27 protein-coding genes are annotated in these 26541 nt (G+C 60.9%); 17 read left to right on the forward strand and 10 right to left on the reverse strand.

What is annotated here, in order from left to right; translation table 11 throughout:
* Nucleotides 1-29: 29 nt before the first annotated feature.
* The 3 genes from AWM79_RS07255 to AWM79_RS07265 form a co-directional block, all read right to left on the reverse strand.
* Nucleotides 30-671 carry an oxidoreductase gene (locus AWM79_RS07255; protein WP_017131400.1) on the reverse strand — a complete coding sequence of 214 codons (642 nt, stop codon included), beginning with the start codon at nucleotides 669-671 and terminating at the stop codon, nucleotides 30-32.
* Between the two features lie 25 nt (nucleotides 672-696).
* Nucleotides 697-2415: a C13 family peptidase gene (locus AWM79_RS07260; protein ID WP_060782518.1), complete on the reverse strand. Its 1719-nt coding sequence runs from the start codon at nucleotides 2413-2415 to the stop codon at nucleotides 697-699.
* Between the two features lie 112 nt (nucleotides 2416-2527).
* On the reverse strand, nucleotides 2528-2983 hold the full coding sequence (locus AWM79_RS07265) for a MaoC family dehydratase (protein ID WP_060782519.1): 456 nt from the start codon (nucleotides 2981-2983) through the stop codon (nucleotides 2528-2530).
* 370 nt (nucleotides 2984-3353) lie between these two features.
* Here AWM79_RS07265 and AWM79_RS07270 point away from each other — a divergent pair, with 370 nt between their 5' ends.
* From AWM79_RS07270 to AWM79_RS07280, 3 genes are read left to right on the forward strand one after another with little or no spacing between them, the layout of a single operon-like run.
* Nucleotides 3354-3716, forward strand: a complete 363-nt coding sequence (locus AWM79_RS07270; RefSeq protein WP_017131403.1) for a CidA/LrgA family protein — start codon at nucleotides 3354-3356, stop codon at nucleotides 3714-3716.
* Nucleotides 3713-4429 (forward strand): LrgB family protein, encoded by a 717-nt coding sequence (locus tag AWM79_RS07275; protein WP_017131404.1) that lies wholly within the window; start codon nucleotides 3713-3715, stop codon nucleotides 4427-4429. Before AWM79_RS07270 ends, AWM79_RS07275 begins: the two co-directional genes overlap by 4 nt.
* 10 nt (nucleotides 4430-4439) lie before the next feature.
* Nucleotides 4440-5030, forward strand: coding sequence for an LON peptidase substrate-binding domain-containing protein (locus AWM79_RS07280; protein WP_017131405.1), 591 nt, complete (start codon nucleotides 4440-4442; stop codon nucleotides 5028-5030).
* 42 nt (nucleotides 5031-5072) lie between these two features.
* On the opposite strand, the gene AWM79_RS07285 is transcribed toward AWM79_RS07280, so the two are convergent.
* Together AWM79_RS07285 and AWM79_RS07290 are read right to left on the reverse strand one after the other, a co-directional pair.
* Complete coding sequence (locus AWM79_RS07285; RefSeq protein WP_060782520.1) at nucleotides 5073-6389, reverse strand: bifunctional DedA family/phosphatase PAP2 family protein; 1317 nt, start codon at nucleotides 6387-6389, stop codon at nucleotides 5073-5075.
* Nucleotides 6390-6445: 56 nt separating this feature from the next.
* Nucleotides 6446-7156, reverse strand: a complete 711-nt coding sequence (locus AWM79_RS07290) for a DNA-3-methyladenine glycosylase (protein ID WP_060782521.1) — start codon at nucleotides 7154-7156, stop codon at nucleotides 6446-6448.
* A gap of 178 nt (nucleotides 7157-7334) precedes the next feature.
* Between AWM79_RS07290 and AWM79_RS07295 the strand changes: the two genes are divergently transcribed.
* From AWM79_RS07295 to AWM79_RS07355, 13 genes are all read left to right on the forward strand, one after another.
* Nucleotides 7335-8606 (forward strand): glutamate-5-semialdehyde dehydrogenase, encoded by a 1272-nt coding sequence (locus tag AWM79_RS07295; RefSeq protein WP_060782522.1) that lies wholly within the window; start codon nucleotides 7335-7337, stop codon nucleotides 8604-8606.
* A gap of 1 nt (nucleotide 8607) precedes the next feature.
* Complete coding sequence (nadD, locus tag AWM79_RS07300) at nucleotides 8608-9297, forward strand: nicotinate-nucleotide adenylyltransferase (RefSeq protein WP_017131409.1); 690 nt, start codon at nucleotides 8608-8610, stop codon at nucleotides 9295-9297.
* A 69-nt stretch (nucleotides 9298-9366) separates the two neighbouring features.
* A complete protein-coding gene (gene rsfS, locus AWM79_RS07305; protein WP_017131410.1) occupies nucleotides 9367-9861 on the forward strand; it encodes a ribosome silencing factor in 495 nt (164 codons plus the stop codon).
* 9 nt (nucleotides 9862-9870) lie between these two features.
* The gene (gene rlmH / locus AWM79_RS07310) at nucleotides 9871-10338 is read left to right on the forward strand and encodes a 23S rRNA (pseudouridine(1915)-N(3))-methyltransferase RlmH (protein ID WP_017131411.1); all 468 of its coding nucleotides are present in this window, start codon (nucleotides 9871-9873) and stop codon (nucleotides 10336-10338) included.
* Between the two features lie 9 nt (nucleotides 10339-10347).
* Nucleotides 10348-12234 carry a penicillin-binding protein 2 gene (gene mrdA, locus AWM79_RS07315; RefSeq protein WP_017131412.1) on the forward strand — a complete coding sequence of 629 codons (1887 nt, stop codon included), beginning with the start codon at nucleotides 10348-10350 and terminating at the stop codon, nucleotides 12232-12234.
* Between the two features lie 38 nt (nucleotides 12235-12272).
* Nucleotides 12273-13376, forward strand: a complete 1104-nt coding sequence (gene rodA, locus AWM79_RS07320; protein WP_051000617.1) for a rod shape-determining protein RodA — start codon at nucleotides 12273-12275, stop codon at nucleotides 13374-13376.
* A gap of 17 nt (nucleotides 13377-13393) precedes the next feature.
* On the forward strand, nucleotides 13394-14404 hold the full coding sequence (mltB, locus tag AWM79_RS07325; protein ID WP_017131414.1) for a lytic murein transglycosylase B: 1011 nt from the start codon (nucleotides 13394-13396) through the stop codon (nucleotides 14402-14404).
* Entirely contained in the window at nucleotides 14404-15417 is a 1014-nt protein-coding gene (locus tag AWM79_RS07330) for a septal ring lytic transglycosylase RlpA family protein (protein WP_017131415.1), read from the forward strand. The genes mltB and AWM79_RS07330 overlap by 1 nt, the downstream gene beginning before the upstream one ends.
* Before the next feature lie 175 nt (nucleotides 15418-15592).
* Complete coding sequence (locus AWM79_RS07335; RefSeq protein ID WP_017131416.1) at nucleotides 15593-16756, forward strand: D-alanyl-D-alanine carboxypeptidase family protein; 1164 nt, start codon at nucleotides 15593-15595, stop codon at nucleotides 16754-16756.
* 125 nt (nucleotides 16757-16881) lie between these two features.
* Nucleotides 16882-17157, forward strand: a complete 276-nt coding sequence (locus tag AWM79_RS07340; RefSeq protein ID WP_017131417.1) for a DUF493 domain-containing protein — start codon at nucleotides 16882-16884, stop codon at nucleotides 17155-17157.
* On the forward strand, nucleotides 17157-17807 hold the full coding sequence (lipB, locus tag AWM79_RS07345) for a lipoyl(octanoyl) transferase LipB (protein ID WP_017131418.1): 651 nt from the start codon (nucleotides 17157-17159) through the stop codon (nucleotides 17805-17807). The genes AWM79_RS07340 and lipB overlap by 1 nt, the downstream gene beginning before the upstream one ends.
* Before the next feature lies 1 nt (nucleotide 17808).
* Nucleotides 17809-18834 carry a lipoyl synthase gene (lipA, locus tag AWM79_RS07350; RefSeq protein WP_017131419.1) on the forward strand — a complete coding sequence of 342 codons (1026 nt, stop codon included), beginning with the start codon at nucleotides 17809-17811 and terminating at the stop codon, nucleotides 18832-18834.
* Nucleotides 18835-18837: 3 nt separating this feature from the next.
* A complete protein-coding gene (locus tag AWM79_RS07355) occupies nucleotides 18838-19797 on the forward strand; it encodes a S66 peptidase family protein (protein ID WP_051000613.1) in 960 nt (319 codons plus the stop codon).
* 93 nt (nucleotides 19798-19890) lie between these two features.
* On the opposite strand, the gene AWM79_RS07360 is transcribed toward AWM79_RS07355, so the two are convergent.
* From AWM79_RS07360 to leuS, 5 genes are all read right to left on the reverse strand, one after another.
* Nucleotides 19891-21201 (reverse strand): lytic murein transglycosylase, encoded by a 1311-nt coding sequence (locus AWM79_RS07360; RefSeq protein WP_017131421.1) that lies wholly within the window; start codon nucleotides 21199-21201, stop codon nucleotides 19891-19893.
* Nucleotides 21202-21272: 71 nt separating this feature from the next.
* Nucleotides 21273-21434 (reverse strand): alternative ribosome rescue factor ArfA, encoded by a 162-nt coding sequence (arfA, locus tag AWM79_RS07365; protein ID WP_017131422.1) that lies wholly within the window; start codon nucleotides 21432-21434, stop codon nucleotides 21273-21275.
* Between the two features lie 130 nt (nucleotides 21435-21564).
* Nucleotides 21565-22602 (reverse strand): DNA polymerase III subunit delta, encoded by a 1038-nt coding sequence (holA, locus tag AWM79_RS07370; protein WP_017131423.1) that lies wholly within the window; start codon nucleotides 22600-22602, stop codon nucleotides 21565-21567.
* A 41-nt stretch (nucleotides 22603-22643) separates the two neighbouring features.
* Complete coding sequence (locus AWM79_RS07375) at nucleotides 22644-23249, reverse strand: LPS-assembly lipoprotein LptE (protein ID WP_017131424.1); 606 nt, start codon at nucleotides 23247-23249, stop codon at nucleotides 22644-22646.
* 85 nt (nucleotides 23250-23334) lie between these two features.
* Nucleotides 23335-25941: a leucine--tRNA ligase gene (gene leuS / locus AWM79_RS07380; RefSeq protein ID WP_017131425.1), complete on the reverse strand. Its 2607-nt coding sequence runs from the start codon at nucleotides 25939-25941 to the stop codon at nucleotides 23335-23337.
* 223 nt (nucleotides 25942-26164) lie between these two features.
* Here leuS and AWM79_RS07385 point away from each other — a divergent pair, with 223 nt between their 5' ends.
* Nucleotides 26165-26485 carry a hypothetical protein gene (locus AWM79_RS07385; protein ID WP_017131426.1) on the forward strand — a complete coding sequence of 107 codons (321 nt, stop codon included), beginning with the start codon at nucleotides 26165-26167 and terminating at the stop codon, nucleotides 26483-26485.
* Nucleotides 26486-26541 lie beyond the last annotated feature (56 nt).

Genomic DNA, 26541 nt, shown 5'->3' on the forward strand with positions numbered 1-26541 from the left:
GTAAAAGAGCGATCGATGAGATCGGTGGGTTATTTGCCCAGCCGGCGCAATTCATCCGACTCGACGATTCGTACCCCATCTTGCTCTTCCAGCGCCAGGCGCCACAGTGCCCGGGCCAGTTGGCAGGCTTCGATCCCGCGATATTTGCCGGGAATCAACTTCGACAAGGCGCCCGCCAGCCGCTCGACCAGGCGCGGTTCCGTGCGTTCGCCCAGCAACAGCGATGGCCGGGCAATCGTCAGTTGCGGCCAGTTCTGCGCCTTCAACGACTCTTCCATCTCGCCCTTGACCCGGCTGTAGAACACCTTGGATTGTGGGTTGGCATCCACCGCGCTGACTACGATCAGGTGCCGTGCGCCCAGCTCCCGGGCGCGCTTGCCAAAAGCGACGACCATGTCATGGTCGATGGCGCGAAAGGCTGCTTCGGAACCGGCGAGTTTGATGGTGGTGCCGAGGCAGCAAATGGCTACGTCGACACGCCCGCTCAGTTGCGCCAGGAACACTTCCGGCTCGCCGACCGGGTTTTCCAGGTGTGGATGTTTCGCCAGGGGCCGCCGCGATGGGGCGAGCACACGGCTGATCGTAGGCTCATTGAGCAGGCGGTCGAGTAAATGTTCACCGGTCAGGCCGGTGGCTCCAGCGAGCAGGATGTGCTGAGGCGTCAAGTACATAAAAATATCTCCCTTACGAGTCAGCTTAGTTGCTCTTGGCTTCCTTGCTGTCCAGCGAAGCGCTTTGCAATGCTTTTCGTGCTTGTTGTTTGCGTAGTTGCTGCCAATGGGCCAGTACGCCTTTGGGCGCCCAGATCTGAGGTTCCGAAGCCTCGAAGTTGTCCGCTTGTTCGCGGTCGGCCACATGGGCCTTGGCGAGGTTGAACGCTTGCTGCAAATCGTCGGTCTGGTTCAGTGCCTGGGCGAACAGAGCGTCGCCAAAGTAGGTGAAATCAGCCTCCTCGGAGCAGCCAAAGGACACCCTATCAGCTCGCGAGGCGGTCATGACTAAAGTTCTTTCATCTTTGAGGGCGGGTATGAATCCCCCGGAATAACAGGCTGAGATAACGACGATTTTGTCGCGACTCTTCAGCGGGGCCAGGACCGAGGCCAGTTCATCGGCTGGCAGGTCGGCCAGTTCCAGGCGTTGTTGGTCCAACACCAGCTCGTGTTCGTGGCTGCCATGGCTGGTCAGGTAGATGAAGATCAGGTCTTCCGGGCCGCTACGTTCAGCCAGGGTCCGGGCGGCGCGACGCAGATTCTCGCGGGTAGCCATCGGACGATCGACCAGGTGGTCGCGATGATTCACCAGGGTGATCTGGCCGTAGGCGCCAAAGCGCGTGGCGAGCATTTTGTTGACGTAATCGGCTTCGCGCAGGAATACGCTCTGTTTGCCGTCACCCGCCAACGCGAGGCTGTACAGCTCGATGGCCGGGGTGGAGGCGGGAACGGCGGCCAGGGCTTTGTCCAACAACGATCCTTGGGCCAACAGGCCTAGCTCCAGTGAATCCGGCAGCAGCTTGCCATCGGCATCGCGAACTCGTTGGCCATTAGCCCAAACACCGCTCTGTACGGTGCCATCGGCCAGGGTCAGGGCACCACGGCCCTGGTAGGTGTCGCCGGCGAACTCGCCGCTGTAGGCACTGCCGTCGTCCAGGCTCAGGTGGCCGAAGCCGGCAAAGCGCCATTCGCGAAACTCACCGCGATAGTGGCTGCCGTCGACGCCAATCAGCTCGCCCTTGCCATTGAGCACGCCGTCCTTGAACTCACCCATCCAGACGTCGCCGTCGGCGTTTTCATAGCGCCCCTTGCCGTTCAACTGATTGTGCTTGAAACCGCCGGTGTACTGATCGCCTTCGGCACTGTTGAAGGTCCCGATGCCTTCCAGCTGACCGTTGACGAAACGGCCGGTGAACAGGTTGCCGCTCGAATCACTGCGCTGGCCCTCGCCATTGGGTTTGCCATGGGCGAACTGCCCCTGGTATTGGCTGCCGTCTTCCAGCTCCAGGTGGCCGAGGCCGGAATATTGATCGTCCTTGAATTCGCCCCGGTAGGTCATGCCGGCTTCTTTGAGGGTGCCTTCGCCGTTGCGGCGCCCCAGCTTGAAACCGCCGATGTAGCTGCTGTCATGGGTGGTCAGGGTGCCTTGGCCATGGAACAGGCCCTGCTGGAACTGGCCCTTGTAGACCTCGCCGTTGCTACCGTGCCACTCGCCGTCGCCATGCCATTGGCCATTATCGAACTGGCCGGCGTACCAGCTGCCGCTGGGGTAGTCGATGCGCCCTTGGCCTTGCAGCAGGCCATTGACCACTTCCCCGCGATAGCGACCACCGTCCGGCAGACGGGCATCTGGCGGTAGTAGTGATTCGCCGTCACCGCAGGCGGCGAGCAGCAGAGTTAGAGCAAGGGGCACAAGTGGGCGCATAACGGGATCCGGGCAATTAGAGGATCGAGTATGCCGTAGCATTATGTGGTGTCTAGGGGGGAGAGCACGAAACAGTGGTGTCACTGTTTCGTGCCGGTACTCGCAGACTGCCTCAGACGAAACAGAGCGACAGCGGTTCAGCGATGTAGGCGGGTTTTTCCTGGCCTTCAATTTCCAGGGTGGCGATGGCTTTGAGCAGCCATTGGCCGGGCTTTTTCTGGATGGCATCGCTCAGTTCGACCTTGAGGCGCACCCGGGAGTCGACCTTCACCGGCTGAATGAACCGCACGCTGTCGAGACCGTAATTGATCACCATCTTCAAGCCTTCGGGAAGCACAAGGATGTCTTCCATCAGCTTGGGCATCAGCGACAGCGAGAGGAGGCCGTGGGCAATGGTGGTACCGAACGGCGTTTGCGCGGCCTTGACCGGATCGACGTGGATGAACTGATAATCGCCAGTGGCTTGCGCGAACAGGTTGATGCGCTCCTGGTCGATGGTGAGCCATTCGGAACGTCCCAGTTCCTGGCCGACATAGTCGTTGAGTTGCGCTACGGGTACATAGGGCATTGAGCCTCTCCTTGGTTTATTGCGTTCTTTCAGGCCTTGGGCAGGCGCTGGACGAGAACTTCCTGATCGCCGCTTGGCGAGGTTTCCTACGGAGCCTTGCGGCCCCTGGCATCCACTGTAGATCATCACGGCATTTATGGCCGGTCTAGTGGCCTGTGTGGTTAGTTCTATGAGTCAATTTCGGCGCCATAAATCCCTGGCTTGCGTTGCTGTTCCTCGCCATAGCCCGGCTATGACTCGTCACAGTCCCTTGGTCATCCGAATTTGAGCGAACGAACTCACCGTGCAGGCCACCAGCTTTGGCGAATGCCGCTGTGTCGGCGTGTTTATAATGGGCGGCGTTATTGGGGGAAATCCAAAGGGGTGTCTGATGTTGCTACGCGGCCTGACCTGGCTGGTGCTGTTTCAGTTGCTTGGCACGGCGATCAATCATTTGTGTGTAGCGGTGTTGCCGGGGCCGATCATCGGCTTGCTGCTGTTGTTGGTGTTTCTGATGGTGCGCGGCGAAGTAGGCGCGCCGTTGAACGAAGCGGCCGCCAGTCTGCTGCGCTACCTGCCTTTGCTGCTGGTGCCGCCGGCGGTGGGCGTGATGGTTTATGCCACGCAGATTGCCGCGAATTTCTGGGCGATAGTCGGTTCGCTGGTGCTCTCGGTACTGATCTCCATGGCCCTGGCCGGGGTGCTGATGAACTGGCTGGTGCAACGCAAGGATCGGCGCGAGGGCCAGCCATGATGCTCGATTGGTCCGGCGCTTGGGCCGCAATGATCCACCACCCGTTGTTCGGTATCGGCATTACCCTGGGCGCCTATCAACTGGTGCTGGCTGGGTTCGAGAAAACCCGTTGGGTCTTCCTGCAGCCGGTGTTGGTGTCGATGGTATTGGTAGTCGGTGTTCTGCTGCTGTGTGATCTGAGCTATGCCGAATACCGCAAGAGCACCGAAATCCTCAGTATCCTGCTCGGCCCGGCGACGGTCGCGCTGGCGGTGCCATTGTTCCTCAATTTGCGGCGGATCCGGCAGTTGTTCTGGCCGATTTTTACTACGCTGGTGATTGGCGGAGTGATCGCGACCGGGTTGTGTGTGCTGTTGGGCTGGTTGTTCGGTGCCGACCACCGGATGCTGATGACCATGGCACCGAAGTCGGTGACCTCGCCGATTGCCATGCTGGTGGCCGAGCAGATCGGTGGCGTGGCGGCCTTGGCGGCGGTCTTTGTGCTGATCACCGGTGTGGTGGGGGCCGTGGTTGGGCCGAATATGTTGACGCGCCTAGGTGTTCACCGTCCCGAGGCGCGGGGCATGGCACTGGGCATGACGGCTCATGCGGTGGGTACCTCGGTGGCCATGCAGGAAAGTGACGAATGCGGTGCCTTCGCGGCGCTGGCGATGAGTTTGATGGGCGTGTCCACGGCGGTGTTGTTACCGTTGGCGGTGACATGGCTGGTTTAAGGAAACCTTTATGACCCTGGCGCTGTTTCCCCTGAACACGGTGCTGTTCCCCGGCTGCACCCTCGATCTGCAGATTTTCGAGGCGCGCTACCTGGACATGATCAGTCGCTGCATGAAGCAAGGCAGTGGCTTTGGCGTGGTGTGCATTCTGGAGGGAGGAGAAGTCGGCCGTGCGCCGGAGGATTTTGCCCAGGTCGGCTGTGAAGCGCTGATTCGCGACTTCGAACAGCAAGATAACGGCCTGCTGGGCATCCGCGTGGAGGGCGGTCGACGCTTCCGCGTGCTCGGCAGTGAGTTGCAAAAGGACCAGTTGACCGTCGCTGACGTCGAGTGGCTGGATGAAATTCCCGAGCAGCCATTGGAGGATGAGGACGAGGATCTGCTGGCGCTGCTCAAGGCCCTGGCCGAGCACCCGATGGTGGCGGCGTTGAGCATGGGCATGCAAGCCGCCGGGCAGCAGTCGCTGGCGAATCAGTTGGCTTATCTGCTGCCGTTTTCCGATGTCGACAAGATCGATTTACTGGAACTGGACGATCCGCGGCAACGGTTGGATGCGATCCAGGTACTGCTTGATGAGTTACGGGGTGAACTCTTCGCGTGAGCGGATAACGCTGTTGCGAACGCTTCGTGACAGCCCGCTGTGCTAATAGGCATAGCGCAACATCTGGTGCTGCACATGCCATAACGCGTGAAATCCATACAACGCAACGGCAGCCGGCAAGATCAGCCACCAGGTGCGCGGCGACATGGCAGTGAGTGGCATATAGCGCTGGCTAAGGGTCAGGCTGGCCGCCAGAACGCCAATTGCCAGCAATGCTCCGGCGAGGATATCGGTCGGCCAATGCACCCCCAGATATACCCGCGACATTGCCACCGCAAAGGCTGGCAGGCAGCCGAGCAACAGCCAGGTCATGCGCATCCGTGGCGGCTGATCGCGAGCGGCCAGCACGGCAAGCATCAGGAAAAAGGCGAACGATCCCGAGCTGTGGCCGCTGGGCATGCTATAGCTGGTGATCGGATCGGTCAGCACTTCCGGGCGTATGCGCGCAAACAGCTGTTTGGTGGCGCTGTTGCCGAGGGCGGTGATCGCCAGGGTGCCAGCGAAAAACAGCGCATGGCGCCATTGGCGAGCGAGCAGCAGTAGGGTCGTGAGGACCGCCGCGACGGTGAACTGGGATTGGAAGTCGCCCAGGCGGGTGACCATCACGGCGATAAAATCAAAGCTGCTGTCGCGGTGTTCCTGGACCAGCGTCATCAGGCCCTGGTCGAAGGCCTTTAGGTGCGGATAGCCGAAGAACAGGCCGACCAGCAGGGCCAGGCTCAGGGCCGAGATGAGGATTGTGGACTTCGGATGGCGTTTGAGGTTGCAATGAATGCACAGCCCGATCAGTGCTGCCAGGCCCGCCGCGACCACGGCGGTCTGTGGCCAGAAACCTTCGGGCAACGGCAGGCGAAAAGCCGCGCCGGTGGCCCAGCCGGGTAGCAGGTAGACCACGGACCAGCCGGCTGCGGCCAGCAGGCTGACACCGATAAAGCGTGGCAGTGGCATGTCGCACATGCCGGCGATCATCGGCAGCATCGGGCGTAGCGGGCCGATAAAGCGTCCGACCAACAGGCTGGCGATCCCGTAGCGTTGAAAGTAGGACTCGGCCGCGCTCATCCACTCCGGATGCTGGCGTAGCCCTGGCAGACGCCGGATGTTCTGATGAAAGCGTCGGCCCAGAGCGTAGGACAGCCCATCACCGAGCAAACCGCCGAAGAACCCCAGCAGCAGGGTTTCGCCCAGGGGCAAGGCGCCGCTGCCGGCCAGTACGGCGATGGCGAACAGTAGAACGGTACCGGGCACGATGATGCCCGCAATGGCCAGGCATTCGACACAGGCAATGATAAATACGGCGAGACCGAGCCACTGCGGATTAGCCGTCAACCAACCGGTGATGTTATCGAGCCACGGGCCCATGGGCGATTTCCTTATTTGGGGCAGGCAACCGGGGTGAGGGCTCCTGGGAGGTTATGTCAGGCCGAAGCTTGGTGGTGAGCGCACTTGTGTAAAATGTAGTCGCGACCTTCGACCTGCCCGCGTCGCAATGGGTTGCGTGTGCAATACGTGGCATCGGCGGCGTCGACGAAGCGGTACATCAAGTGCTCGTCGCGGCCCAGGGGGATGCCCAGACGGGTGGTCTGGATGATCTGCGCCGGTCGGTTGCCGACATCCTCGACAAACAATCGCTGGGGGTCGAAGCGCTTGGCGTCCCAGGCCGGCACCTTCAGGCCTAGCGCCTTGCACAGCAGCGTCTGCCCGGCACATAGCTTCTGCTCCGAGCGGGCCAGGCCCCTGGCGTCGGGGTTGTTGAGCAACATCTGTGCCAGGCTGGTCGGTCCCGACAGTTCATCCACCCAAGGGTGGGCCGATTTGATCAGCACTGCATTGCCCGGCCCCTGGGCGCTGAAGTTCAGCGAGTCGCCGCCGCGGGAGTAGTACATGTAGATGTGCCCGCCATCGAGAAACAAAGCCCTACGCTTTTGCGTATAGCCGAGTGAGGCGTGACTGCCTTTTTCTTCGAAGTAATAGGCTTCGGTCTCTATGATGCGTGCCGCCAGCCACAGGTCGCCGACGCGATGGCGTATGACTTTTCCCAGCAGTTCGCGGGCGAGCAGTTGCGCGTCGCGGTCAAAAAAGGCATCGGGCAGCGCGTTCGGCAGGGGCAGGGAGGTTATCTTGGGCATCGTTCTTGAGCGGCATTCAAGGCGGGTCGGACGCCAATCATACCGACTTTGCCCTTAATCGAGGCTGAATGGCCGCTATTTGTGTCCGATTTCAACCATCCGCTCGGCACCGCTGTGCGTGAGGCGGCGCGACAGCTATAATCGGGCGCTTTCCTCTTTGCCAAGACCCCCTTAGACCATGACTGAGTCCGTTCTTGACTACATGACCCGCCTGGGTCGCGCCGCCCGCGAGGCTTCCCGCGTGATTGGCCGTGCCAGCACCGCGCAGAAGAACCACGCGCTGCATGCTGCCGCCGCCGCGCTGGATGTTGCTCGTGACGAGCTGGGCGCAGCCAACGAACTCGACCTGTCTGCTGCCCGCGCCAACGGCCTGGAGCCGGCGCTGGTCGAGCGTCTGGCACTGACCCCGGGGCGAATTGACAGCATGATTGAGGGCCTGCGCCAGGTGGCAAGCCTGCCGGACCCAATTGGGGCGATTCGGGACATGAGCTACCGGCCGTCGGGTATCCAGGTCGGCAAAATGCGTGTGCCGCTGGGGGTCGTGGGGATCATCTACGAGTCGCGCCCGAACGTGACCATCGATGCCGCCAGCTTGTGTCTCAAGTCCGGCAACGCCACTATCCTGCGCGGTGGTTCCGAGGCGATTCACTCCAATCGCGCCATTGCCACCTGTATCCAGCGTGGTCTGTATGAGGCCGGTTTGCCGGCCGCCGTGGTACAGGTGGTGGAAGTTACCGACCGTGCCGCTGTCGGTGCGCTGATCGGCATGCCCGAGTACGTCGATGTGATCGTTCCTCGTGGCGGCAAGAGCCTGATCGAGCGAGTCAGTCGTGACGCCCGAGTGCCGGTGATCAAACACCTGGACGGTATTTGTCACGTGTATGTCAGCGCCCATGCCGACCTGGCGAAGGCCCGCCGTATCGCCTTCAACGCCAAGACCTATCGCTACGGCATCTGCGGTGCCATGGAAACGCTGCTGGTAGACCAGGCCGTTGCCGGCGAATTCCTCCCGGCCATGGCCGAACAGTTCCGCGCCAAGAGCGTCGAGTTACGCGGTTGTGAACGTACCTGTTCGATCATCGAGGCGGTCGCGGCGACGGAGGCAGACTGGAGTACCGAATACCTGGCGCCGATCCTGTCGATTCGTATCGTCGACGGGCTGGAGATGGCCGTCGAGCACATCAATGGTTACGGTTCTCATCACACGGACTCGATCGTCACCGAAAACCTGGCCGAGTCCCGGTGTTTCCTGGCCGAGGTCGACTCCAGCTCGGTGATGCTCAACACCCCGACCTGCTTCGCCGATGGCTTCGAATATGGATTGGGTGCCGAGATCGGCATTTCTACTGATAAGCTGCATGCCCGTGGACCGGTTGGTCTGGAAGGCCTGACCTGCGAGAAGTACATCGTGGTCGGCGACGGGCAGTTGCGTGGGCAGGAGTCGGTCTGACTTGGTCGATAAACGCCAGTCAGCCGTGGTGAGCGGTCGCGAAGTTTCACCTCGGCGCATCGGAGTGCTCGGTGGAACCTTTGACCCGGTGCACATCGGCCATTTGCGCAGTGCCCTGGAAGTCGTGGAACTGATGGCGCTCGATGAGTTGCGCCTGACGCCCAGCGCCCGACCGCCCCATCGGGATACGCCGCAGGTTTCGGCGCTCGACCGGCTGGCGATGGTCGATTGCGCGGTGGCCGGCGTCTCGCCGCTAGTGGTCGACGACCGCGAGCTGCAACGAGACAAACCGTCCTACACTATCGACACCCTGGAACTCATGCGGGCCGAGTTGGCTGCCGAGGACCAATTGTTTCTGTTACTGGGTTGGGATGCATTTTGCGGTCTGCCCACGTGGCATCGCTGGGAGGAGTTGCTCCAGCATTGCCATATCCTGGTGCTGCAACGCCCGGATGCCGACAGCGAACCGCCGGATGCCTTGCGCAATCTGCTGGCCGCGCGGTCGGTCAGCGACCCGAAGGCCCTGCCGGGGCCTGGCGGGCACATTACATTCGTCTGGCAGACGCCCCTCGCGGTGTCTGCCACCCAGATCCGTCAACTGCTGGCCAGCGGTAAGTCGGTACGTTACCTGGTGCCTGACGCGGTCCTGGCCTACATCGATGCGCACGGGCTGTACCGTGCGTCGAACTGAAAAGGGCGCGCTTGAAAGCACGCAGTCGTGTACTGACGCGCCCGAACATACGAGCAAAACGAGTTTTATATGACCAACAACGACGTAAACAAAGCAAAGCGCAAAGGCACGTTCAAGAGCGCTCCGCTGCCGGAGAAAGTGATCAGCGGCGAGCCCCTCAAGGGCGATGAACTGGTCAAGGTTGCCGTGGCGGCCCTGGAAGACGTCAAGGCCCAGGACATCCTGGTGATCGACGTGCGCGAAAAGCAGAGCATCACCGATTTCATGATCATCGCCACCGGTACTTCCAACCGCCAGATCGGCGCGATGCTGGACAAGGTTCGCGAAGCGGTCAAGGCACTGGGTGTCAAGCCGCTGGGCGAAGAGGGCAAGGGCGACAGCGACTGGGTATTGTTGGACATGGACGATGTGATCGTCCACATGATGACCGCCAGTGCCCGTCAGTTCTATGACCTGGAGCGTTTGTGGCAGGGTGCCGAGCAGAGTCGTTCGGCCAGCGCCGCACATCACAGCCCGGAAAACACTCATGAGCATTTCATCAAGCTCAACAAAGACCAGGAATAAGGTGCGGTTGTGCGCCTGCGTCTGATTGCTGTCGGTTCCCGTATGCCCAAGTGGGTGGAAGAAGGCTGGCATGAATATGCCAAGCGCCTGCCATCCGAACTGGCGCTGGAGCTGGTGGAAATACCGCTCAATACCCGAGGCAAGAATGCCGATGTGGCGCGCTTTATCCGTCAGGAAGGCGAGGCCATGCTGGCCAAGGTCGGCCCCGGTGAGCGTATCGTCACGCTGGAAGTCCATGGCAAGCCATGGAGCACCGAGCAGTTGGCGCTTGAGCTGGATCGCTGGCGGCTGGATTCGCGCACGGTCAACTTCATGATCGGCGGCCCGGAGGGGCTGGCGCCGGAAGTCTGCGCGCGGGCCGATCAACGCTGGTCGCTGTCGCCGCTGACCCTGCCGCATCCGCTGGTGCGAATCCTGATCGGTGAACAACTGTATCGCGCCTGGACCGTGTTGTCCGGGCACCCTTACCACAAATAAGCCTGCCGAATGACCCAGCCGATTCGCCTCAAGGACCACGAGAAAGACGCCCGTCTGGTGCGTAAGCGTGTTGTGGTCGGCGCGGTTGTGGTCGTGCTGCTCATTGGCGTACTTATCGCCCGCCTGTATTTCCTGCAGGTGGTCCAGCACGAGTACCACTCGACCCTGTCGGAAAACAACCGCGTCCATGTGCAGTCCATTCCGCCGCCCCGTGGCCTTATCTATGACCGCAATGGCGTGGTGGTGGCCGATAACCGGCCGAGTTTCAGCCTGAGCATGACCCGCGAGCGATCCGGCGACTGGCAGCAGGTGCTCGATGTCATTGTTGAAGTCTTGCAGTTGACGCCCGAGGACCGGGTGCTCTTCGAGAAACGCATGCGTCAGGGGCGTCGGCCGTTCGAGCCGGTGCCGATCCTGTTCGAGCTGAGCGAAGAACAGATCGCCCGCGTGGCCGTGAACCAGTTCCGTCTGCCGGGCGTCGAGGTGGTCGCACAATTGGTTCGCCACTATCCGCAGGGCGCGCACTTCGCGCATTCGGTGGGCTATATGGGGCGCATCAACGAGAAAGAAGCGAAAGTCCTCGACTCGGTGAACTACAGCGGCACCCACCATATTGGCAAGACCGGTATCGAGCGCTTCTATGAGGCGCAACTGCACGGTCAGGTCGGTTATGAAGAGGTCGAGACCAACGCCCGTGGGCGCATCCTGCGGGTCCTCAAACGCACCGATCCGGTGCCCGGCAAGGACATTGTCCTGAGCCTGGACATCAAGCTGCAAGAAGCTGCCGAAGAAGCCCTTGGCGGTCGACGTGGCGCCGTGGTGGCGCTGAACCCGAATACTGGCGAGGTGCTGGCGATGGTCAGTCAGCCGAGCTTCGACCCGAACCTGTTTGTCACCGGCATCAGCTTCAAGGCCTACGCCGAACTGCGCGACTCCATCGACCGCCCGCTGTTCAACCGGGTATTGCGCGGTCTCTATCCGCCGGGCTCGACCATCAAGCCGGCGGTGGCGATTGCCGGTCTGGACAGCGGGGTGGTCAATGCCTCGACACGGGTCTTCGACCCTGGTTACTACGAACTGCCGAACTACGACCACAAATACCGCAACTGGAACCGTACCGGTGACGGCTGGGTCGACCTGGACATGGCGATCATGCGTTCCAACGATACCTACTTCTATGACCTGGCCCACAAGCTGGGGATCGACCGGTTGGCGCTCTATATGAACAAGTTCGGTCTGGGACAGAAGGTTTCCCTGGACATGTTCGAAGAGTCGCCTGGGCTGATGCCGTCGCGCGAATGGAAACGCACCACACGCCGGCAGGCGTGGTTTCCAGGTGAGACGCTGATCCTCGGCATCGGCCAGGGTTATATGCAGGCGACGCCGCTGCAACTGGCCCAAGCCACGGCGTTAGTGGCGAACAAGGGGGTGTGGAACCGTCCGCACCTGGCGAAAACCATTGAAGGGCAGAAGCCGCTGGATGAAAACCCGATGGCGGATATTGTCCTGCGCAATCCCTCCGACTGGGACAAGGTCAACCATGGCATGCAACAAGTGATGCACGGCGCCCGAGGCACCGCGCGCAAGGCAGCAATCGGCGCGCAGTACCTGATCGCCGGCAAGAGCGGCACGGCCCAGGTCGTGGCGATCAAGCAGGGCGAGAAGTACGATCGTTCGAAAGTCCAGGAGCGCCATCGTGACCACGCCCTGTTCGTCGGCTTTGCGCCGGCCAACAATCCGAAGATCGCCGTGGCGGTGATGGTCGAGAACGGCGAATCCGGCTCCGGCGTTGCGGCGCCGGTGGTCCGTCAGGTGATGGACGCCTGGCTACTCGGTCCGGATGGCCGGATCAAACCCGAATACGCTGGCACCACTACTGCGGAGGCTACGCCTTGATCGCCAATTTCGATCGCATCCTCTCCAGTGAGGATGTGATGCGTCGCCGGGCCACGCTGTTGCAGCGCATGCACATCGATGGTCCGCTGCTGGTCCTGCTGCTGACCCTGGCTGCGGGCAGCCTGTTTGTCTTGTATTCGGCCAGCGGTAAAAGCTGGGATCTGCTGATCAAGCAGGCGACTTCCTTCGGCATCGGCCTGGTGTCGATGTTTGTCATAGCCCAGCTCGAACCGCGCTTCATGGCCCGCTGGGTGCCGCTGACCTACGTGCTGGGGGTGATGTTGCTGGTGGTGGTGGATGTCATGGGCCACAACGCCATGGGCGCCACGCGCTGGATCAATATTCCCGGAGTGATCCGCTTCCAGCCGTCGGAGTTCATGAAAATCCTGATGCCGGCGACCATCGCCTGGTATCTGTCCAAGCGCACGTTGCCGCCGCAGCTCAAGCATGTGGGCATCAGCCTGATGCTGATCGGGGTGCCGTTTATCCTGATCGTGCGCCAGCCCGACCTCGGCACCTCGCTGCTGGTCCTGGCCGGCGGTGCCTTCGTATTGTTCATGGGGGGCCTGCGCTGGCGCTGGATTCTCAGTGTGCTGGCGGCGGCGGTTCCCGTGGCGGTCGGCATGTGGTTCTTCATCATGCATGACTACCAGAAGCAACGCATCCTGACCTTCCTCGACCCGGAAAGCGATCCGCTGGGCACCGGCTGGAACATTATCCAGTCCAAGGCAGCCATCGGTTCCGGCGGTGTGTTCGGCAAAGGCTGGCTGCTGGGCACTCAATCGCACCTGGACTTCCTGCCGGAGAGCCACACCGACTTCATTATCGCGGTCATGGGCGAGGAGTTCGGCCTGGTGGGCATCTGTGCCCTGCTGTTGATTTACCTGTTGTTGATCGGACGAGGACTGGTGATCACCGCCCAGGCCCAGACGCTGTTTGGCAAACTGCTGGCGGGGAGTCTGACCATGACTTTTTTTGTTTATGTTTTCGTCAACATCGGTATGGTCAGTGGCCTGTTGCCGGTAGTGGGCGTGCCGTTGCCATTCATTAGCTATGGCGGAACTTCGCTGGTGACGCTGCTGTCGGCGTTTGGGGTTTTGATGTCGATCCATACCCACCGCAAGTGGATCGCACAGGTTTGATTAAGGTGAACAATTCAATGCAAGTGATGCGCGACTGGGTGGCTCGATGCGCTCCATGGATGAGCCTTGTCGGCTGCCTGGGGGCGACGCAGAGTGCGTTGGCCGGTGATTACGAAGGATCGCCGCAAGTGGCCGAGTTCGTCGGTGAAATGACCCGCGATTACGGTTTCGCTGGCGAGCAACTGATGGAAGTGTTCCGTCAGGCTGAGCGCAAACAGAGCATTCTCGATGCGATTTCCCGCCCAGCCGAACGGGTCAAGCCGTGGAAGGAATACCGTCCGATGTTCCTCACCGATGCCCGAGTCGCCCGCGGTATCGATTTCTGGCGCCAGCATGAAGCGGCCCTGGCTCGTGCCGAGCAGGAATATGGCGTGCCGGCCCAAGTGATTGTGTCGATCATCGGCGTGGAAACTTTTTTTGGGCGCAATACCGGCAACTACCGGGTGATCGACGCCTTGTCGACCCTGGGCTTCGACTATCCGCCTCGCGCCGAGTTTTTCCGTAAGGAACTGCGCGAGTTCTTGTTGCTGGCCCGCGAGGAGCAGCTCGATCCCCTTAGCCTCAAGGGCTCCTATGCCGGCGCGATGGGCCTGCCGCAGTTCATGCCGAGCAGTTTCCGCGCCTATGCGGTGGACTTCGACGGTACGGGCCATATCAATATCTGGACTAACCCTGACGATGCCATCGGCAGTGTTGCCAGTTACTTCAAGCGTCATGGCTGGGTGGCCGGCGAGCCGGTGGTCAGCCGCGCCGATGTGCGTGGCGATCTGATCGAGCAAGGATTGAGTCCAGGTATCGATCCGGTGAAGACCGTTGGGGAGTTGCGGGCGTTGGGCTGGTCGAGTCATGATGCGCTACGCGATGATATGCCGGTTACGGCATTTCGCCTGGACGGCGACAATGGCCCTGAATACTGGATGGGCCTGAAGAATTTTTATGCGATCACGCGCTATAACCGCAGCGTAATGTACGCCATGGCCGTGCATCAGCTGTCTGACCTGTTGGTTCAAGCACGGGGCGTCAAGTAATGCAGGTTTTGCCGATTCAAAAACCACTGAAGCTGCTGGCTTACGCGGCGTTGGCGGTGCTGGTGGCCAGTTGTTCGACCGGTCGCTCGCCTTATCAGTCATCGTCTTCCAATGCCGTCCGCGCTCAGCCGGGGCTGGATATCAACCGGGCCCACAAGGATGGCGCGCCGTGGTGGGACGTGGATGTGTCGCGAATTCCCGACGCCACGCCGACCCTGCATACCGGTGCCTACAAAGCCAACCCCTATACGGTGCTGGGTAAGACCTACTTCCCGCTGCCGGACTCCAAGCACTATGTCGCCCAAGGCACGGCCTCGTGGTACGGCACCAAGTTCCATGGCCAGAACACCGCCAACGGCGAGGTCTATGACCTGTACGGCATGAGTGCCGCGCACAAGACCCTGCCGCTGCCCAGCTATGTGCGAGTGACCAACCTGGACAACAACCGTAGCGTGATCCTGCGAGTGAACGACCGCGGGCCGTTCTATTCGGATCGGATTATCGACCTGTCCTACGCTGCCGCCAAGAAGCTCGGCTACGCCGAGATCGGTACGGCTCGGGTCAAGGTCGAAGGCATCGATCCCCAGCAGTGGTGGGCTCAGCGCGGCCGCCCGGCGCCGCTGCTGCTCAACGAGCCGCAAGTGGCGCAGGCTGCTGCACCCGCGTTGACGGCGTCCACCGGGACGATCGAGCAGTGGACACCGCCGCCGCAACAACACGCGAGTGACGTTGTCCCTGTATTGAGCGATGCAAAGAAAAACGGCTTGGTACCAGCCTCTGGCCAGTATCTCCAGGTGGGCGCCTTCGCGAACCCGGACGCTGCCGAACTGCTGCGATCGAAGCTAAGCTCGATGGTCAGGGCGCCGGTGTTCGTCAGTTCGATCGTGCGCAACCAGCAGACGCTGCATCGGGTCCGGATGGGGCCGATCGGCACGCAGGATGAAGTCCAGCAAGTGCAGAATAGCGTGCGCCTGGCGAATCTTGGCTCACCGAGTCTGGTGACGTCGGAGTAATACAGGCACAATTAAGGATTCGGCCGCCTCCCAAAGGCCGGGTTTTGGTTGTCGGTTCATCTAAAATAATAAAAGCCTTATAGGGTGGTGTAGCGAGCAACCCAGAGCCTGCATTGGGCTGTCTGATTAGTTTTGTCCGCAAGGGCAAGTTTCCATTAGCGATTTCGAGAGACGGATGAACATCACCACCTTTGCCAAACGTTTGTGCCTGCTTGTGCCGTTGATCATTGTGCCCACTGCCTGGGCCGCCGATGAGATGGCTTTGCCGGCTTCGCCGCAACTTGCCGCCAAATCCTACGTGCTCATGGATGCCGCCAGCGGCAACGTGCTGGTCGAGAACAATGGCGACCAGCGCCTGCCACCGGCCAGTCTGACCAAGCTGATGACCGCCTACATCGCGACCCTGGAAATCCGTCGCGGCCAGATTGGCGAGAGCGATCCGGTGACTGTCAGTGAAAACGCTTGGCGTACCGGCGGTTCGCGGATGTTCATCAAGGTCGGCTCGCAGGTCAGCGTCAGCGACCTGTTGCACGGGATCATCATCCAATCCGGCAACGATGCCAGCGTGGCATTGTCCGAGCATATCGCCGGTAGCGAAGATGCCTTTGCCGACATGATGAACAAGACTGCCGGCGACCTGGGCATGAGCAACAGCCACTTCATGAACCCGACCGGCTTGCCAAATCCGGAGCACTACTCATCGGCTCACGACATGGCGTTGCTGGCTCGCGCAATCATCCGTGTCGACCCGGTGCACTACGCGATCTACTCGCAGAAAGAGTTCTTCTGGAACGGCATCAAACAGCCCAACCGCAACTTGCTACTGTGGCGTGACAAGACCGTTGACGGCCTGAAGACCGGGCACACCGAAGAGGCCGGCTATTGCATGGTGTCCTCGGCGGTGCGTGATGGTCAGCGCCTGATCGCGGTGGTGTTCGGGACCAGCAGTGAATCGGCCCGCGCCGCCGAGACCCAGAAGCTGTTGACCTACGGTTTCCGTTTCTTCGAAACCCAGACCTTCTATCAGAAGGGCACCGAACTGGCCCAGGCGCCGGTCTGGAAAGGCACCACTCATCAGGTCAAGGCCGGTTTGGCCGACGACCTGACCATGACCCTGCCTAAAGGCCAACTGAAGAAGCTTGCGGCGAGCATGACCCTCAACCCGAAACTGATTGCCCCGATCGCCAAGGGTGACGTGATTGGCAAGGTTGAAGTCAAACTGGATGACAAGGTCGTTCACAGTGCCGATCTGATCGCACTGGAAGCGGTCGAGGAAGGTGGTATCTTCCGCCGCCTGTGGGATAGCATCCGCATGTTCTTCTACGGCATGTTCAACTGAAGCACCTTGAACCGCGACATTTTGAACAAATAGTATTTTGAGCAAATAGTGTCGAATTACGCATCTCGCGCTTGACCCGAGCGCGAGATGCGTCCGTTGCCTGGGCTTACGAGGCCGTTATAGTCATGACAGACACTGAAGTAAAAGCTCCGAAAATCGAGTTCCCAGTCACCGACTATCCGGTCAAGGTGATCAGTGACACGGGTGTGGGCAATAAGGACAAGATTGTCGAGATCGTCAGGAAACACGCCACGATCAACGACAACCGGATAGACGAACGCCAGAGCACCAACGGCAAGTACACCACCATTCAGTTGCACATCGTAGCCACCGACCAGGACCAGTTGTACAACATCAACAGCGAGTTACGAGCCACCGGCTTCGTACACATGGTGTTGTGATGACGGGCGTGTTGGGCTTTCGCGAGCTCGGCCAGACGCCTTACGAGCCGGTCTGGCATGCCATGCAGCGATTTACCGACGCACGCAAGTGTGCAGAGTTTGCCGATGAGGTCTGGCTGGTGCAGCACCCGCCGGTCTTTACCCAGGGGCAGGCCGGCAAGGCCGAACACTTGCTGCTGCCGGGCGACATTGCGGTGGTCAAGGTCGATCGCGGCGGCCAAGTGACCTATCATGGACCTGGCCAGCTAGTGGCTTATCTGTTGCTGGACGTTCGCCGCCTCGGTTTTGGCGTGCGCGAACTGGTCAGCCGGATGGAGCGCTGCCTGATCGAATTGCTGGCCGGTTATGGCGTAAGCGCCGCAGCCAAGGCCGACGCCCCTGGGGTGTATGTCAATGGTGCGAAAATCGCCTCCCTGGGCCTGCGGATTCGCAATGGTTGTTCCTTCCATGGCTTGGCGTTGAACGTCGACATGGACCTTGAGCCGTTTCGGCGGATTAATCCCTGCGGTTATGCGGGGCTGGCGATGACCCAGCTACGTGACCACACAGGGCCGATTGAATTTGCCGAGGTAAGTGCCCGGCTGCGCGCGCAGCTCGTCAAACACCTCGACTATGCTGAGCAGACGACCCTAACGGGCGGAATCGATTGATATGACTACTGCGCAAGATGCTGTGCAAACCCTGATCCCGACACTGGATGTTTCCGAGCGGCCGGCCCGTGCGAAAGTCGAAACCGGTGTCAAGCTACGCGGTGCCGAGAAGGTGGCGCGGATCCCGGTGAAAATCATCCCGACCACCGAGCTGCCGAAGAAGCCGGACTGGATTCGGGTCCGCATCCCGGTATCGCCGGAAGTCGACCGCATCAAGCAATTGCTGCGCAAGCACAAGCTGCACAGTGTCTGTGAAGAAGCCTCCTGCCCGAACCTGGGCGAGTGTTTCAGTGGCGGCACCGCAACCTTCATGATCATGGGAGATATCTGCACCCGTCGTTGCCCGTTCTGCGACGTCGGCCATGGCCGACCCAAGCCCCTGGACATCAATGAGCCGCAAAGCCTGGCCATCGCCATCGCCGACCTGCGCCTGAAGTACGTGGTGATCACCTCCGTGGACCGCGACGACCTGCGTGACGGTGGTGCCCAGCATTTCGCCGATTGCATTCGCGAGATCCGCAAGCTGTCGCCGAACGTTCAGCTTGAAACCCTGGTCCCGGACTACCGTGGACGCATGGACATCGCGCTGCAAATCACCGCCGCCGAGCCGCCGGATGTGTTCAACCACAACCTGGAAACCGTGCCGCGCCTGTACAAGGCCGCCCGTCCGGGTTCCGACTACCAGTGGTCGCTGACCCTGCTGCAACGCTTCAAGCAGATGATGCCGCATATTCCGACCAAGTCCGGCCTGATGCTCGGCCTGGGCGAGACCGACGATGAAGTCATCGAGGTCATGAAGCGCATGCGCGAACACGACATCGACATGTTGACCCTCGGTCAGTACCTGCAGCCGTCGCGCAGCCACCTACCGGTTCAACGCTTCGTACACCCGGACACCTTCGCCTGGTTCGCCGAGGAAGGCTACAAGATGGGCTTCAAGAATGTCGCTTCGGGGCCGTTGGTGCGTTCCTCGTACCACGCCGACGAGCAGGCCAAGCTGGTCAAGGCCGAGCTGATCGGGGCGTAAGTGATGAGCAGTCGTCGACCCGTGCGGGCTTGCTATCCGGTCCGGAGTGCGGTTTCGGCGCTGCCCGAGGGTGGGGTGATCGGCCTGATCGCCCCGGCCGGCCCTGTGGCCCTTGAGCCGATCAGGGCACAACAGTGGGCACAGGCCCGTGGCTACAAGCTGCGGATATTTCCGGGGGTCTCGCAACGGCACGGCTATCTTGCCGGTAGCGACGAAGTGCGCCTGCGGGATCTGCACGATGCTTTTTCCGATGATGAAATCGATGCCATTTTCTGTCTGCGCGGAGGTTACGGTTGTCCGCGGCTGCTGGATAAGATCGATTACCAACGGCTTGAGAAACATCCAAAGATTCTGGTCGGATACAGCGATATCACCGCGTTGCACCTGGCGATTGCACGGCACGCGGGGTTTATGACGTTTCATGGGCCGATGTTCAATATCGATCTGCTGGGTGACAAGCAACCGCCCACCGAGTCTTCATTGTTCGACCTGCTGACCGGAAGGGCACGGGCTGGCACGGTGCTTCATCATCCCAAAGCTTATCCGCTAACCGCCGTAATCCCAGGGGTCGCCTCCGGGCGCCTGCAGGGTGGCAACCTGTCGTTGATCTGTGCGAGCCTGGGCACCGCTTACGAGATCGATACCGATGGCGTGATCCTGCTGATGGAGGACGTCAACGAGCCGCTGTACCGGATTGATCGGTTGCTGACCCATCTGCGCCTGGCCGGCAAGCTGGAAGGGCTCAGAGGCGTGTTGGTGGGGGATTTCGCCGGCATCGATTCCGATGCGCTGCTATGCCTGCTCAAGCAGGAGCTGGAGCCGTTGGCTATTCCGGTGCTGGCGGGTTGGCGCAGTGGGCATTGCGACCCGAACCTGACGCTACCGTTGGGCGCGCAGGTGCGATTGGATGCCGATGCCTTGCAACTGGTCCTGGAGCAGGATGTTACGCTCGCTGCTAACTGATCCGGCGCGATCACTGGGTTAAGGGCTGTGCCTGATTACCGCCCAGCCCTTTATTCGCCACACAACCTTGCGCATCCCCATTCGTGGCCGACTTCAGCGATTACGCAAGCTTTCCAGCAGCTTGTGATTCGCATAGCCATCCGCAGGCCAGCCCAGTGCCTGCTGCGCACCGCGAATCGCCTTGCGGGTGTTCGCACCGATAATCCCATCCGGATTGCCGGCGTCGTAGCCGTTGGTGTTGAGTAGCGTCTGCAACTCTATCCGCTCGACGCGACTCAGCGGCAGGTCATCTTTGGGCCAGCCTGCGCGAATCACTCCGCCGCTGTTGAAGCGCTGGGACAGTAGACCGACGGCCAGGCCGTAGGACGACGAATTGTTGTACTTGAGGATGGCGCGGAAGTTGTCCAGCACCAGAAACCCCGGCCCACGGTAACCCGCTGGCAACAGCAGCGAGGCCGACAGTGACTCAGCTCCATAGGGCAGCGCCGCGCCGGCGGGAAGTCGCATTCCCATCTGTAACCACTCGCTCACTGGCTTGCGGATGGCACCGTCCGCCAATGCATAGTCAAAGCGGGTGGGTAGCGTGACTTCAAATCCCCAAGGTTGACCTTTCTGCCAGCCGGAGCTTTGCAGGTAGTTGGCGGTCGAGGCCAGGGCGTCTGCCGACGCGTTCCAGATGTCGCGGCGACCGTCCCCATCGAAGTCCACCGCATAGGTGTTGTAGGTGGTTGGGATAAATTGGGTCTGGCCCATGGCCCCGGCCCAGGAGCCGAGCATCTGTCCGGGGAGGATATCGCCGTGCTGGATGATCTGTAGCGCCGCGAGCAACTGGCTCTGGGCGAAATCCGGACGGCGACCTTCGTAAGCCAGCGTCGCCAGCGAGCGAATCACCGACTTATCTCCCTGGAACTGGCCGAAGTTGCTTTCCATACCCCATACGGCAACCAGGGTTTCCCGGTCGACGCCATAACGTTGCTCGATGCTTTGCAGCAGTGCGGCATTCTGGATCAGCAGCGCCTGGCCCCTGCGCACGCGCAGTGACGAGAGTGCGCCGTCGAGGTATTCCCACACGGGGCGGGTGAATTCCGGTTGGCTGCGATCGGCCTTGATCACACTCATATCGGGGGTGATGCCGGCAAAGGCGGTGTCGAAGGTGGTCGCCGTGATATCGGCGCGCAGGGCTTCGGCGCGAAACGCATCTCGCCAGTCATCGAAGCTTTGGGCGGGCTGAAGGGCCAATTCGTCGCCTGCGAGCTGTGGCGCGGATACGGGCGCCGCGGGCAATGTCTGGAGCGGCTCGGCATCGGCGGCGATGGGCTTTTGCGCACAGGCGACTAAGAGGATGAAACTGGTGGCGGCAAACAGTCGGCGCAATGGCCAACGAAGGGTGAGACTAAAGGGCATGCGCGGGTCCGGAGAATGCGAATCAGGTGTTGACCTTATCATGCCTGAGGGCGCAGGTCGTGATGGCACTTTTACGCGGCTAGAAAGTCAGAAGCCTCCCAGCTTTTAGGCTGGAAGGCTTCGCGGCGGTAGCTGCCTTTGCCCTTGGCGGGCTGTTCCTGGCGGCTTCGGAACAGTGGCTGGCTGATGATTGATTTGGCTTTGTTGGGACGGTGCCGAGACGGCTTGCTCATGGATATGCACTCTTGAAGAGGTGAAAGAGCGCGAATCATCGGGCAGATTCCCACCGCTGTCCAGTGAGGGCATTTGGCTATTGGGCAGTGAGGGCTGGAGTGGCGCTGCGGCCAGCCCGCTTGGCACAAACTATTCTGGCGGCAAGGCCAGGCGTTGGCCGCACATCAGCAAGCTCAAGCGGCTCAGGCTGCTCCAGGGCGAGCCTGCGGCCTGCCCTTTGATTTGTGCATCGACCCGCTGCGCGTCCATCAGCAACTGACTCCAGCGTTGTGCCGAATGCCGTTGCAGGGCTTTGCTTATCAGCGGCCTGCGTTTGTCCCAGACCGGTGGCCGGGCCTGGCTGAAAGCCTTGTCCAGCGGCACGCCCTGGCTGTATTGCTGGGACAGGTTGGCCAGCAGTCGCAGCTCTCGAGCCAAGGCCCAGAGAATTACCGGTGGTTCGACCCCTTCACCCCGTAGCCCTTCGAGCATGCGCAGGGCGTGGGCCGATTCACCATTGAGTACGGCGTCGACCAGCCCGAAGACATCGAAACGGGCGCTGTCGGCCACTGCGGCCTGCACGGTTTCAACGGTAATCTGCCCGCTCTCGGCCATCAGCTTGAGCTTTTCGATTTCCTGGGCTGCCGCCAGCAAGTTGCCTTCGACCCGTGCGGCAATCAGTTCCAGCGCATCTTGCTGCGCGGACAGTCCGGCTTGCGAGAGGCGCTGGCGAATCCATTGCGGTAGCTGACTGGCATCGACCGGCCAAATTTGGATGAACTGGGTCAGTTGGCCTTCGACCAGGGCCTTGCCCCACTTGGTTTTCTGTGCGCTGGCGTCGAGCTTGGGCAGGCTTATCAACAGCAAGGTGTCTTCGGCCGGTCGGCCGCAATACTCCATCAGCGCGGCGGCGCCTTTGTCGCCTGGCTTGCCAGAGGGCAGGCGTAGTTCCAGCAAGCGCTTTTGCGCGAACAACGACATGCTGGCGCCGGCTTGCAATAGTGTGCCCCAGTCGAAGTTGGCGTCGGCGCTGAACACCTGTCGTTCGTCGAAGCCTTGCAGGCGCGCAGCGGCGCGAATGGCGTCGGCGGCTTCCTGGCACAGCAACGGATCGTCACCGCTGATGATGTAGACGGGCGCAAGGCCGCCTTGCAGGTGTTTGGCGAGTTGGGCAGGGGCTAGTTTCATAGAGGGAGAGCGGCGGGGCGTCTTGGAACGCCCCGTCCGGCTTACTGCCTGGGCAGTTCCAGAGGTGATTGCTTGGGTATCGAGTCTTCGTACTGGCGCGCAGCTTCCAGGGCATCGGCATCCGCCTTGGCTTTGGCATTGGCGGTTTGTTGCAGGCTGTCGAGCTGCTCCGGCGACAGCAGTTGCAGGCGGATGACCATCTGCTGCACCAGGTCACGCCGCATTTCCCTGCGCAGTTCGGTCGCTTCGGCGTCGCCGCCGGTGATGTTGTTGCCGTCGTGCACGTAGTACTTCTGCACTTCCAGCTGGCCGTCCAGTAGTTTGAGATCCTTTTCACCATGGATCTCATAGCTCAGTACGGTGTTGAGTTCGTACTCGGCGGTACGACTCGAACCGGCGTAGCTGGCCGCACGCTGGGTTTCCTGCTCATTGGTCAGGATCAGCTTGTAGGGCGCGCCGTTGTAGACCTTGACGCCGCTGTGCTCCAGCACCTGAGTCAGCTGCTTGATCGTGTCACCGTAGGCGTTGCGGGCACTGAGCGACAGTTCCTTGATCGTCAGTTCGGTATCGCCGGTGCCGCGCAGCTGGAAGCCGCACGCGCTCAGCAGCACCGCAAGGCCCATTACCAGCAGATTGCGTTTGATCATCTTGTTGCTCCCCTGAAACCGGGGATCGACACCGCGATCCCCGGAAGTTCTGTAAGGCGCCCGTTACAAGGGGCGCCTGGTCCAATTAGCTAGCGACGATATTGACCAGCTTGCCGGGCACCACGATCACTTTGCGAATCGTCAGGCCTTCGGTGAAGCGCAGTACGTTTTCGTTGATCCGCGCCGCCGCTTCGATTGCTTCGCGATTGGCGCTGGCCGGCATTTCGATCTGGCCACGCAGTTTGCCGTTGACCTGAATCACCAGCACCAGGCTGTCCTGGACCAAGGCGTTGTCATCCAGCACCGGCCAGCCGGCGTCGATAATGGCACCGTTATGACCCAACTGATTCCACAGCGCGTGGCTGATGTGCGGGGTGATCGGTGCCAGCAGCAAGGCCACGGTTTCCAGGCCTTCCTGGATCAGTGCGCGATCCTGCTCGGTGCCTTGCGGGGCTTTTTCCAGGACGTTCATCAGCGTCATCACCTGGGCGATGGCCGTGTTGAATTTGTGGTTCTGGCCGACGTCCTGGCTGGCCTGCTTGATCGCCAGGTGGATCGAGCGGCGAATGGCCTTTTGCTCGTCGTCCAGCAGCGCCAGCTCCAGTGGGCCCGGTAGGCCTTGGGTGACGTGGGCTTGCGCCAGGCGCCAGACGCGCTTGAGGAAGCGATGTGCACCTTCGACGCCAGAATCAGACCATTCCAGGCTCATATCGGGCGGCGAGGCGAACATCATGAACAGGCGACAGGTGTCGGCTCCGTACTGCTCGATCATCGATTGTGGATCGACGCCGTTGTTCTTCGATTTGGCCATCTTCTCGGTGCCGCCGATTTCCACTGGCTGGCCGTCGCTGATCAGCTTGGCGCCGATGATCTTGGCTTTGCTGTCGCGTTCGAGCTCGACATCCGCCGGGTTGTACCAGGTGAAGCTACCGTTGGCTTCGCGGCGGTAGTAGGTCTCGGCGACCACCATGCCCTGGGTCAACAGGTTCTTGAACGGCTCGTTGGAGCTGACCAGACCTTCGTCGCGCATCAGCTTATGGAAGAAGCGCGCGTAGAGCAGGTGCAGGATCGCGTGTTCGATACCACCGATGTATTGGTCCACCGGTAGCCAGTGGTTGGCCGCTTTCGGGTCGACCAGGCCACCCTCATAGTGAGGCGAAGCATAGCGGGCGTAGTACCAGGACGACTCCACGAAGGTGTCCATGGTGTCGGTTTCTCGCTTGGCCGGCGCGCCGCATTTCGGGCAGTTGCACTGGTAGAACTCGGGCATGCGCGCCAGCGGCGAACCGGCGCCGTCCGGTACCACATCTTCCGGCAACACCACCGGCAGTTGGTCTTGCGGCACCGGAACGTCACCGCAGGTGTCGCAATGGATGATCGGGATCGGGCAGCCCCAGTAGCGCTGACGGCTGATGCCCCAGTCGCGCAGGCGGAACTGGGTGCGCGAGGCCCCGAGGTTTTTCTTGATCAGCGCGACTTCGATGGCGTCGAACGCGCCAGCGAAGTCCAGGCCGTCGAATTCGCCGGAGTTGATCAGTGTGCCGTGTTCGCCATAAGCGTCCTGCCAGGGTGACGGGTGGGTATCGCCCGAGCGGGTGCGCACCACTGACTTGATCGGCAGGCTGTACTTGTGGGCAAACTCGAAATCGCGCTCGTCGTGAGCCGGCACCGCCATTACGGCGCCGTCGCCATAATGCATCAATACGTAGTTGGCGACCCACACCGGGAGTTTCTCGCCAGTCAACGGGTGGTCGACGAACAAGCCGGTCGGCAGACCTTTCTTTTCCTGGGTGGCTACATCGGCTTCAGCCACGCTGCCGCCTTTGCATTGCGCAATGAAGGCTTGTAGCTCGGGGTTGTTGCGAGCGGCCTGGGTCGCCAGCGAATGTTCGGCGGCGACGGCGACATAGGTCGCGCCCATCAGGGTGTCCGGACGGGTGGTGAAGACTTTCAGCGCACCGGCTTCGCCAATGGAGGCGATGTCGTAAGGGAACTGCACTTCCATGCCGCGAGACTTGCCGATCCAGTTGCGCTGCATGGTCTTGACTTGCTCGGGCCAACCCGGCAGTTCGTCGAGGCTCTCCAACAGTTCGTCGGCGTAGGCGGTGATCTTGAAGTAATACATGGGGATTTCGCGCTTTTCGATCAGCGCCCCGGAACGCCAGCCGCGACCGTCGATCACTTGCTCGTTGGCCAGTACGGTCTGGTCTACCGGGTCCCAGTTCACAGTGCCGTTCTTACGGTAGATCACGCCTTTTTCGAACAGGCGGGTGAACAGCCATTGTTCCCAGCGGTAATAGTCCGGCTTGCAGGTGGTCACTTCGCGGGACCAGTCCACCGCCAGGCCTAGGCTGCGTAGCTGGGTCTTCATGTAGGCGATGTTTTCGTAGGTCCACTTGGCTGGCGCGACGTTGTTCTTCATCGCGGCGTTTTCCGCCGGCATGCCGAAGGCGTCCCAACCCATCGGTTGCAGGACGTTCTTGCCTTGCATGCGCTGATAACGCGCAATCACGTCACCGATGGTGTAGTTGCGCACGTGCCCCATGTGTAACTTGCCGCTAGGGTAAGGGAACATCGACAGGCAATAGTAAGTCTCCTTGCCTGGCTGCTCACTGACTTCAAAGGACTTTTGCTCATCCCAGAACGATTGGGCGGCGTTTTCGATTTCACGGGGCTGATAGTGTTCGTGCATGGCTACTTTGTACTGGAAAGGGTGGCCTAATCCTCTTCAACGCACTGTCTGGGTGCTGCTGGAAGTGGAATAACAGGAAGCGCCGTAGCATACATGACGCCGCTCTATCGAGGGAAACCCTGATTACGTGACAAAGGCCGTTGGTCGCGGCAGCCAACCGGTTGGCCGAGCACCGCTAAGCTCATAGAGGGGGAGTGATTCTTATCTTCAACGAGGTGAACGGATGGTGGAGTCGCATAGAAATATAACTAATCCCGAGTTGTACGAGCGTTTGATCATGCGTCTTGGGCTTGCCCTGGACGTTGCCAGGACGGCGGTTCGCCTGCGTGACGAGCGGCCTGCCGAGTTGGAGTTACGGGGCTTGAGCCGCGCTGAGTTCGAACTGATCAGGGCCTATCTGGACCTGAGTGGTCGTGGCGTGCCCAGGCCGGCTGCGACAGTGACGCAGCAGAAAAGAGGCGGGCGTTCAGCCGAGGTGATTTGGTTGGAGGACAGGGCGCCCAAGTTGTATTCGGCGCGTTTCAAGTCATTGCGGATCAAGTAAGGGTTCATCCGGCCACATCTTGTTGTTTGTCGTTGGCCTGACGTGTGTCTGAACGT

Source organism: Pseudomonas agarici, from assembly GCF_001543125.1.
Taxonomy (GTDB): domain Bacteria; phylum Pseudomonadota; class Gammaproteobacteria; order Pseudomonadales; family Pseudomonadaceae; genus Aquipseudomonas; species Aquipseudomonas agarici.